Consider the following 10105-nt stretch of genomic DNA (forward strand, 5'->3'; position numbering starts at 1 on the left):
TCCCTATATCCGAGCGGCCAAACGTGCAAGCCATGCCAAGGCCTGCACCCCCGGCGCGCTGACAATTTTTTCCAAACATACACGTTTGCCTGCTTGACAGGCGGCACCCCGTGCCAGACACCTGCCTGACGTGGTTTCCAATGGGGAATTCCCCCTGAGGAATGAAAAGGGAATCCGGTGCGACAGTACCTGTCAATTCCGGAACTGCCCCCGCAACTGTAGGCGGAGTTTCGCCCCATCATGGCCACTGACCGAGGCAATCGGTTGGGAAGGCCGGGATCGAAGCCAATCCGCAAGTCAGGAGACCTGCCATGTGCAAACCGGGCGAAAGCCCAATTCTTAAACCTTTCTGCCGTCGGGTGTGACGGGAAGGAGACTAAACTATGCATATCGAACCGGGCGTCGTAAATGGCGCCAAACTTGTCTTGAGCTACGCCACCGCAACTGGCGCAGGGCTCTATACCGCTAAACTGGCTTGGGACAGCCTCAAAGGCAGCGGCATTGCCAGCCTTGCCATTCGCTCAGCCCTGACCACCGGGCTGGTTTTCACCTTCTTTGAGGTGTTGCCGCACTTCCCGGTCGGGGTGTCGGAGGTTCATTTTATTCTGGGATCGACCCTGTTTTTGTTGTTCGGTGCGGCCCCTGCCGCCATCGGCCTGATCGCGGGCTTGTTTATTCAGGGGTTTTTCCTGGCGCCTTTCGACCTGCCTCAGTTCGGGATGAACATGACAACGCTGCTGTTACCGTTGTTTGCCTTGCAGGCCTTGGCCAACCGCATCATTGCGCCGAATACGGCCTATATTGATCTGAAGTATTCTCAGGCGCTTGCGCTGTCGACGGCCTATCAGGGCGGCGTCGTCATCTGGGTGGCGTTCTGGGCCTTTTATGGCCAAGGATTTGGTGCAGAAAACCTCGCCGCCGTTGTCAGCTTTGGCGCTGCGTACCTCCTGGTTATCCTGATAGAACCACTGGCTGATTTGGCCGTGTTGGCCGCAACAAAATCCATGCGGGATTTGGGCCGGATTGGGCTGTTCACACCGCGCCTTCACAACACTGCATAACTCTATTGCGCCGCGTTACCCAGCGCGGCGCAACCTGAAATGCTGAATAATCCCGATCACGCTAATGATGATCCAGAAGCCTTCAATCAACATTGACGCCAGATTGAAGTTCTGAAGCAGCGAATAGACAATCAAAACAGACCCCAGCAGGTTCACCACGGGAAACGCCAGATCTTCGGAATTCATATACCGCATCTGCGTGGCGAAATAGGCGGCAACCACGATCAGAGCCCCGAAAGAACCGATGGCGTCCACAATTGTCAGGCTGTTGAAAAACTCGCTCATCAATGAACCTTGCCGTTATCTGGAACATCTGGCTGTTGCGCATAGTGATGCATGTTCAAAAACGCCGCCCCTTCAGCACCTGCGCGATAGCCATGCGGGAGATCCGCTGCAAATCGCAGCCCCTGACCCGATTGCAAGGGCACCCAAGCCTCACCTTTCAGAATGTCCAGCGTGCCACTAAGCACAAAGACCTCCTCGGTCACACCAGCGGCATGGGCGGGGGACTCATGGCTTTGGTTGGGGGCGAGCTGGACGTGAAACGTCTCTGCCCCCAAGACCGGATCAAAGGGAAAGACGATCTTGACCTCGATACTGCCGGGAAAGGTGACGGTCTGAAACACTGTCGGATCGCCATTCACGGTGTCGATCAGAGCGCTGAGCGGCAGTTGAAACCCTTTGGCAATCTTCCACAGCGTGGCGATCGTCGGGCTTGATTCGCCCCGTTCGATCTGACCCAGCATCGCTTTGCTGACGCCGGTCATCTCAGCGACTTTCGACAGGCTCAACCCCGAAGCGGCCCTCACATCCCTTAGCTTTAGTGTTATGTCGTCCGGAGCCATGCCATCGTCTTTCGAATCCTCTTGTGCGTTATAGCGCACATATGGTACGTGCGCTATAACGCACATTCCCCGCATATCGCAACCGGGGCAAAAGGGAAACAGCATCATGCCAATGTACCGATCCAGAACCTCCACCCATGGCCGTAACATGGCCGGAGCCCGTGGCCTGTGGCGCGCCACCGGTATGCAGGACGATGATTTCGGCAAGCCGATCATTGCCATCGTCAACTCATTCACCCAGTTCGTACCGGGTCACGTCCACCTGAAAGACCTGGGCCAGATGGTCGCGCGTGAGGTTGAAAAGGCTGGCGGTGTTGCCAAGGAATTCAACACCATCGCGGTGGATGACGGCATCGCCATGGGCCATGACGGGATGCTGTATTCCCTGCCCTCACGCGAAGTAATCGCGGATTCGGTCGAATATATGGTCAACGCACATTGCGCCGATGCGATGGTCTGTATCTCGAACTGCGATAAGATCACGCCCGGCATGCTAATGGCAGCGATGCGGCTGAATATTCCGGCGATCTTTGTCTCGGGCGGGCCGATGGAGGCCGGTAAGATCGACATCGCTGATCTGGACGCCAAAAAGATCGACCTTGTCGATGCGATGGTCGCCGCCGCGGATGACACATTCACCGATGAACAGGTTCAGCATATCGAAGAAAACGCCTGCCCCACTTGCGGGTCGTGCTCGGGCATGTTCACCGCGAACTCGATGAACTGTCTGGCCGAGGCACTGGGTTTGGCACTGCCAGGCAATGGCTCCACCCTCGCCACTCATGCGGACCGCAAACAGCTGTTCCTTGAAGCGGGTCGCCGGATCGTCGAGATCACCAAGCGGCACTACGATCTGGACGAAAAAGGCTTCCTGCCACGCGAGATCGCAACGTTTGATGCGTTCGAGAACGCCATGAGCCTGGATATCGCCATGGGTGGATCGACCAACACGGTCCTGCATCTGCTGGCAATCGCCCACGAAGGCGGCGTCGATTTCACCATGTCCGACATGGACCGGTTAAGCCGTAAGGTGCCGTGCCTGTGCAAAGTCGCGCCCAATACCGAGAACGTGCATATGGAGGACGTCCACCGCGCCGGCGGCATCTTCTCGATCCTCGGTGAACTCAGCCGCGCTGGTTTGTTCCACAACCACTGCAGCACGGTGCACACGCCAACCATGGGCGAAGCGATTGCCAATTGGGACATCAAAGTCGCCAACAACCCCGCCGCACAGGACCTGTTCAAAGCGGCCCCCGGTGGTGTGCGGACTACTCAAGCATTCAGCCAGTCGAACCGGTACAAAGAACTGGACACCGACCGCGAAGGCGGTGTGATCCGGTCCAAGGAACATGCGTTTTCTCAGGACGGAGGCCTTGCAGTTCTGTTCGGCAATATCGCCCGCGACGGCTGTATCGTGAAAACAGCGGGTGTGGATGCCAGCAGCCTGACCTTCACCGGCTCGGCCTATGTCTGCGAAAGCCAGGATCAGGCCGTCAGCGACATCCTGACCGGTAAGGTGAAAGAGGGCGACGTTGTTGTGATCCGCTACGAAGGTCCACGCGGCGGGCCGGGGATGCAAGAGATGCTCTACCCAACCTCTTATCTGAAATCCAAAGGTCTGGGCAAAGCCTGTGCTTTGCTGACCGATGGTCGTTTCTCGGGCGGCACGTCGGGTCTGTCGATTGGCCATGTCTCACCCGAGGCCGCCGAGGGCGGTGTGATCGGTCTCGTGCGGCAAGGCGACAAGATCGAGATCGACATCCCCAAACGCTCGATCCATCTGGCGGTGTCGGATGAGGACCTGGCGCAGCGACGCGCCGAGCAAGACGAAAAAGGCTGGGAACCGGCAGAGCCGCGCAAGCGCAAGGTCTCTACCGCGCTGAAAGCCTATGCCAAATTGACCACAAGCGCCGCTAAAGGGGCGGTGCGTCAGGTTTGAGTCGGAAACCACTCAACAAAAACGGTCTACCTATCCGGTGGGCCGTTTTTGTTCTTTTGCGCGGACAAAGCTGATATTGATAGTGTCCGGTGCTAGTGTGTTTTGATTCAATGGCGGATCGCGTTTCGCCGTGGTGAAATTTTGAGCGGGGTTATCATTACATGGCAATTTTTGATGGCTTGTCTGCAAAAAGTGGCCTCTCTGATGTGCTCAAGCTATTCCCACGGAACTCTGAGCTTCTAATCCGCTTGCTTGATGACATCATGTGTGCTGACGGCGAGCTTTCGCGAGGAGAACGGGAAGCAATTGCGGCATTCGTTTCAAAGCTAAACATGACCCAATACTGCGTGTTCTATCATACTGTATTCTCCGAAGTATTCTCAGGTCCGATAGAAAACACTAGCAGGCGCATCCAACCGCTTTTGAACTATGCTCGATGCCTGCGCGGCAGAGACAGCGATGAGATTGTATTGGCGTTTGAATTGGCCCGGCAAGCGGGATGGCGAGAAGGCGCACTTTACGAAGTTGTCGAAGTCTGTGGTATATTTGACTTCATTAACACCATCGTCCTTGCTTCTGGAATCAATACGCCTGACGAGCCGATGCGTCCGTACCCTACGGTCGATGGCCTAGAAAATTCTTATGCTACGATGGCGGATGGGATCAGAAACTGACTGTCACTCTGGGCTCAAAGCAGACGCTAATGTGCAAATTATTTTCTAAGCAGAAGAATCTCTGCACGGCGGCACCCATTGCCCCTCAATCGCCCAGTTTGGCGTGTACCTCGTCCAGATCGATCTCACCCACAGGCATTTTGTTACCAGGGTTCTCGAAATCGTATTTGAACAGCTCGAAGTCCTGTTTGTAGATTTCATAGACCAGATGCATCGACAGATCGTCGAAATAATCCTCGACCGGATGCGCGCGTTTTGGGCCATGCCCCTCGGATTCGTTGAACCGCGGAATCTCGGACAATGTCACCGGATGGGCGGTTTCGACGTGGTCCAGAACTCCCTGCATCCCGTCGTTGAACGCCTCGGTCCAGAAAATCCGATCATACTGACCGCCATTCACGATAAAGGTCGACACATGTCCCGACATGGCTGACCAGTGGATATCCGGGTCCATCGGGCGGCGCCAGCGGATCGTGTCGCGCGCAAACAGCAGGAACCGGCGGAAGCTGGCAATCTGGTCAAACTCGCCCTTGCCATCATCACCGCCCACTTCGATCCCATAGTTGTAGATCAGTGTCGGCACCAGATTACCCCGATAGCGTTTGCCGTTGCGCTGAATGCCGCAAATCTTGTCAAAGAATGAACTGAGGATGCGGGTGTAAGGATTGCGCACGCAGGTAAAAGAATAGGACCCGTGGTTGCGCACATTGGAGGCGATCATGCCCTGGCTTTGATCAAAGGCCCATTTGTGCATCCCGTCCTTCGCGTCGTGGATATCGCCGTCAAAGAATTCCCCATGATCCGAATAATACATGATCTGACCAATGGTCGAGCACGCACATTTCGGCACCACACGGTAAACCATGCTTTCGCTCTCGGTCATCCAGGTGCCGGGAAACCCCATTGGCGTGCCTCCTATGCTGGCCTGCTCTCAGTTTGATATGCCAGCTTTCGACATCAAAAAACCAAAAATATTCTGTTTATTCAATCGCTCATCCTCAGTATCACGGGTGCAGTCGGGCAAAAAAGGAAATTGCGACATCATATGGCAAAGATTGCCTATATCCTGCTGTGTCACAAAGACCCTGAGGCCATCATTGCGCAGGCCGAGCAGTTAACCGCCGTCGGCGACTGTATGGCCATCCATTTCGACGCGCGCGCCCAGGATGCTGACTACGAAGCCATCCGCAGCGCGCTGAAAGACAACCCCAATGTCACTTTCGCCGCCAAGCGTATCAAGTGCGGCTGGGGTGAGTGGTCTTTGGTGCAAGCCACCCTGAACGCCCTGAACGCCGCCGTCGATGCATTCCCGCGCGCCACGCATTTCTATATGCTGTCCGGCGACTGTATGGCGATCAAGACAGCGGAATACACGCATCGCTTTCTCGATGAAAATGATCAGGATTTCATCGAAAGCCACGATTTCTTTGCCAGCAACTGGATCAAGACCGGGATGAAAGAAGACCGTCTGATCTACCGTCACTATTTCAATGAGCGTACCCAATCCAAACGCTTTTATGCCGCGTTCGAGCTGCAAAAACGATTCAAGCTGACGCGCGACATCCCCGAAGACCTGCAGATCATGATCGGCAGCCAATGGTGGTGCCTGCGTCGCCGCACGGTTGAGATGATCCTGGAGTTCCTTAAAGAACGCCGCGATGTGATCCGCTTCTTTTCAACAACATGGATCCCGGATGAGACGTTCTTTCAGACCCTTGTTCGCCATCTTATCCCGAAGGGTGAGATTGAAAACCGCACGCCAACCTTCCTGATGTTTTCCGATTATGGGATGCCGGTGACGTTCTACAATGATCACTTCGACATGCTGTTGGGCCAAAACTATCTGTTCGCCCGCAAAATCAGCCCCGAAGCGCATGAGTTGAAAGAGCGGCTGGGCGCTCTGTATGCCAGTACAGGGGTCGACTTCCCGATCTCGGATGAAGGGCGCAATCTCTATGCCTTCCTGACCGGGCGCGGGCGCGTTGGTCGCCGGTTCGGGCAACGTTTCTGGGAAGCCGGGAATACCTTAGGCCCTGAGCGAGAGCTGTTTCTTGTGGTCTGCAAGAAATGGCACGTGGCCAAACGGCTGGTCGATCAGATCGCGTCTGAGACGGACATACCATGCATCGAGTATCTGTTCAGCGAACAAGACACCCCATTGCCCGATCTGGGTGGGATCGAAACGACGCTGAACAAACGCTCGCGTCACCGGCGCGCAGTTGTGCGAATGCTGTTGGAACATTTCGGATCGAACCAGCTGGTTCTGTGCCTGGACCCGGCCAATCTGGACGTTATTCAGGATTTCTGCAGCGATGCGGCGCAAACACATGTGCTGGAGATCGATTGCGCCTATTCCGACGACTATCTGATCGGTCACGCAAGGCGCGTGGGACTGGCGGGTCAGAACAGCCCAGACCAAACAGTTTCGCGCCTATTGCCGACGATACGGAATGATCTGGCCTACGAATCCGAACAAATCCGCCAGGCCGGGCTGGATGGGTATCTGCGCCTGCGCGAAAGCGCGGATCGAGCCGAGAACGAGGCAGCGATTGCGCAGTTCCTTGGCGTCGGGTCCGATAAGGCGCAATCCATTATGCAGCTGGACTATCTGTTCTCGGACTAAGCTCCGGCAATGCCGCTGCACCGCCGGGGCGATCAGTCAGATGTCGAATTTCACACCCTGCGCCAGAGGCAACTCTGCCGAGTAATTTACAGTATTGGTCTGGCGACGCATATAGGCTTTCCAGGCGTCTGATCCGCTTTCGCGCCCGCCGCCGGTTTCCTTTTCGCCCCCGAACGCACCGCCAATCTCGGCCCCGGATGGCCCGATATTGACGTTGGCGATGCCGCAATCCGATCCGGCTGCGGTCAGGAACTGCTCTGCCTCGCGCATGTTCAGGGTAAACACGCAGGAAGACAGGCCCTGCGGGACATCATTCTGCAACTCCAACGCCTCATCGAACGCTTCATATCCCATGACATAAAGGATTGGCGCAAAGGTCTCGGTCTTTACCGTCACCGTCTGACCCGGCATCTCGACAATGGCGGGTTCCATATAGACGCCACTTGGCACGCCTTCGGTGACACGTTGCCCGCCAAAGACCGTACCGCCCTCGGCCTCGGCCGCCTGGAGCGCGGCGGTCATCGCAGCGCCAGAAGCCTCGTCCACCAAGGGACCGACCAAAGTGCCTTCAGCCAGCGGATCACCGATGGGCAAACCCGCATAGGCCTTCTTGAGACGCGCTATCAGTTCATCTTTGATCGAGTTATGCACGATCAACCGGCGTAGCGTTGTGCATCTCTGCCCCGCGGTTCCAACCGCCGAGAACACAATCGCCCGCACCGCCATCTCCAGATCAGCCGAGGGGCCTACGATCATCGCATTATTGCCGCCAAGTTCCAGAATGCACTTGCCAAACCGCGCCGCGACGATGGGCGCAACAGCACGGCCCATACGGGTCGAACCAGTCGCTGAGATCACCGGCACATCTTCGCTGGAGACAAGCGCCTCACCCAAGTTGGCCCCACCGATCAGGGTTTGCAGCAGGTTGTCGGGCGCGTCGCCGAACTGGGCCAGCGCGCGTTCGAATATCTTCTGACAGGCCATCGCGGTCAGCGGGGATTTCTCGGACGGTTTCCAGATCACAGGATCGCCGCAAACCAGTGCAATCGCTGCATTCCACGACCAGACGGCCACCGGGAAGTTGAAGGCCGAGATCACCCCGACGGGACCAGCCGGATGCCAGGTCTCCATCATCCGGTGACCGGGACGTTCCGAGGCAATCGTCAGGCCATATAGCTGCCGCGACAGGCCAACGGCAAAGTCGCAGATATCAATCATCTCCTGCACTTCGCCCAAACCCTCGGAGGTGATCTTGCCCGCCTCCCAACTGACCAGAGCGCCCAAATCATCCTTGGCGGCGCGCAGTTCTTCGCCCAACAGGCGGATCAACTCACCCCGGCGCGGGGCTGGCACGGTGCGCCACGCTTTGAACGCGGTTTTGGCATTGGCAAAGATGGTCTCCATCTCGGAGGCCCGGGTTTCGTGCACCTCGGCCAGAACGCGCCCGTCAATCGGGGATCGCACGGTCAGCGTGCCGCCTGTCAACTCAGCAGCAGTCAGGTCGAGGTTTGCCAGAGTGGTTTCTGCAGTCATCACAACGTCTTTCATATCTCACGCCGCCTTGTTCTGTGGGGTTACATCGCCCGCCCGGTAGAGCCGGCCAAATTCGGTGTTCAGGAAATCGGACAGCTTCACCTGTTCTTGCCGGACAAATCCGGTCGAAGGCAGAACGCCAGTACGCATCAGATCGACGACGCCCAGAACACCTGCGGCCGTGGTGACCTGAATGGCGCTCCAAACCTGTCCATTAAACTCACGGGCAAAGCTTTTGTTGATCAGGGATTTCTCGCGGAACGCCCCGTCGATCAAGCCTTTGGCGGTGCAATAGACCAGTACTACATCCTGATCCGTGCGTGGCAGGGCGGATTCAAAGATTTCTTTCAGTAGATCACGGCGACGGTCCAGCCCCAGATCGTGCAACAGCAGTTTCAGAATGTCACAATGACCCGGATAGCGGATCGATCGATACGATACCGCGCGGGCCTTGCCCTCCAGCGTTTCTGGCAATGTCCCCAGACCGCCGGAGGTATTGAAGCATTCGTATTCCACGCCGTCATGACCCAGCACCTCATAGTCTTCCAGCGGCGCGGTCTTGACGCGTTCGCCATTCACGATGGCATCGCAGGGATTGCAATATTCGTTGATCAGCCCGTCCGTGGACCATGTCAGATTGTATTTCAAACCGTTGGTCGGGTAGAGCGGCAAGGCCCCGACCCGCATGTGCAAGCTATCGATTTCGTCGAATTCCGCGGCCAGCGAAGCCCCGGCAATCCCAACAAAACCCGGCGCCAACCCGCATTGCGGCATAAAAGCGGTTTTGCTGCCTTCAGCCAGCGTACGCACGGCCCGGGTGGCGGCAACATCTTCGGTCAGATCAAAATAATGCGCCCCGGCCTTTCTCGCGGCTTGGGCAATGTTCGGCGTCAGAAAAAACGGAGCGGCAGAGATCACCGCATCAAAGCCACGCAACCCACGGGTCAATTCGTCGATATTCGTTGCGTCGACTTGCATCGTCGCGACGCCCTGCCTGGCAATCTCGGCCAACGCCTTCAGATCATATTCTGCAACTTTGGCACTGTAGTTAGGTGAATCTTTCAATAGCGCAGCAATCATCTGCCCAATCTTGCCTGCCCCAACGATACATACCTTCCACGACATGGCTCGCCTCCTCTCATCGGTTTGCTTTGAGAGTGGCGTAGATTGTGGTCATATCGCAGGGGTTATCTTGACGAAATCAGCGCTTGGATCGTCATTTCGTCAAATATTTTGTCTATTTGGCAATTGATGCACTGGGCTTTGAACGTGCGGTCCGGCGCTTTGCGCGTTCGTCGGGTGATCGATCGAATGGATCGATCCCTATCCCTCCTCACCCTTCAGGTTATGAGCCTGACGAGGTGAAGACGTTAAGCGATTGATCCTGGGGATCAATTGTAGTCTGAACGGGCTGTTCTGAGGTTTTCTGA

9 protein-coding genes and 1 riboswitch are annotated in these 10105 nt (G+C 56.5%); of the genes, 4 read left to right on the top strand and 5 right to left on the bottom strand.

Annotated features, from left to right (window positions below):
• Window positions 1–114 precede the first annotated feature (114 nt).
• Window positions 115–328: riboswitch (cobalamin riboswitch) on the top strand.
• A 55-nt stretch (window positions 329–383) separates the two neighbouring features.
• On the top strand, window positions 384–1061 hold the full coding sequence (locus ACR0DH_RS18935) for an energy-coupling factor ABC transporter permease (protein ID WP_480551391.1): 678 nt from the start codon (window positions 384–386) through the stop codon (window positions 1059–1061).
• 15 nt (window positions 1062–1076) lie between these two features.
• On the opposite strand, the gene ACR0DH_RS18940 is transcribed toward ACR0DH_RS18935, so the two are convergent.
• Window positions 1077–1346, bottom strand: coding sequence for a CBU_0592 family membrane protein (locus tag ACR0DH_RS18940; RefSeq protein ID WP_353012794.1), 270 nt, complete (start codon window positions 1344–1346; stop codon window positions 1077–1079).
• Window positions 1346–1906, bottom strand: a complete 561-nt coding sequence (locus tag ACR0DH_RS18945) for a helix-turn-helix domain-containing protein (RefSeq protein WP_480551389.1) — start codon at window positions 1904–1906, stop codon at window positions 1346–1348. Before ACR0DH_RS18945 ends, ACR0DH_RS18940 begins: the two co-directional genes overlap by 1 nt.
• A gap of 106 nt (window positions 1907–2012) precedes the next feature.
• On the opposite strand from ACR0DH_RS18945, the gene ilvD reads away from it, so the two are divergent.
• Together ilvD and ACR0DH_RS18955 are read left to right on the top strand one after the other, a co-directional pair.
• Window positions 2013–3845, top strand: coding sequence for a dihydroxy-acid dehydratase (gene ilvD / locus ACR0DH_RS18950; RefSeq protein WP_480551387.1), 1833 nt, complete (start codon window positions 2013–2015; stop codon window positions 3843–3845).
• 161 nt (window positions 3846–4006) lie between these two features.
• Window positions 4007–4519 (top strand): carboxymuconolactone decarboxylase family protein, encoded by a 513-nt coding sequence (locus tag ACR0DH_RS18955; protein ID WP_480551385.1) that lies wholly within the window; start codon window positions 4007–4009, stop codon window positions 4517–4519.
• Window positions 4520–4604: 85 nt separating this feature from the next.
• Here ACR0DH_RS18955 and ACR0DH_RS18960 read toward each other — a convergent pair whose 3' ends face one another.
• The gene (locus ACR0DH_RS18960) at window positions 4605–5423 is read right to left on the bottom strand and encodes a sulfotransferase family protein (RefSeq protein ID WP_480551383.1); all 819 of its coding nucleotides are present in this window, start codon (window positions 5421–5423) and stop codon (window positions 4605–4607) included.
• 141 nt (window positions 5424–5564) lie between these two features.
• Here ACR0DH_RS18960 and ACR0DH_RS18965 point away from each other — a divergent pair, with 141 nt between their 5' ends.
• Window positions 5565–7142, top strand: a complete 1578-nt coding sequence (locus ACR0DH_RS18965) for a DUF5928 domain-containing protein (RefSeq protein ID WP_480551381.1) — start codon at window positions 5565–5567, stop codon at window positions 7140–7142.
• A 36-nt stretch (window positions 7143–7178) separates the two neighbouring features.
• Here the strand turns inward: ACR0DH_RS18965 and amaB are convergent, their stop codons facing one another.
• Both amaB and ACR0DH_RS18975 read right to left on the bottom strand, forming a co-directional pair.
• Window positions 7179–8675: an L-piperidine-6-carboxylate dehydrogenase gene (amaB, locus tag ACR0DH_RS18970; RefSeq protein ID WP_480551553.1), complete on the bottom strand. Its 1497-nt coding sequence runs from the start codon at window positions 8673–8675 to the stop codon at window positions 7179–7181.
• A gap of 18 nt (window positions 8676–8693) precedes the next feature.
• Window positions 8694–9800, bottom strand: a complete 1107-nt coding sequence (locus ACR0DH_RS18975; protein WP_480551379.1) for a saccharopine dehydrogenase family protein — start codon at window positions 9798–9800, stop codon at window positions 8694–8696.
• Between the last annotated feature and the right edge of the window lie 305 nt (window positions 9801–10105).

This window comes from Ruegeria sp. I1, assembly GCF_056532675.1.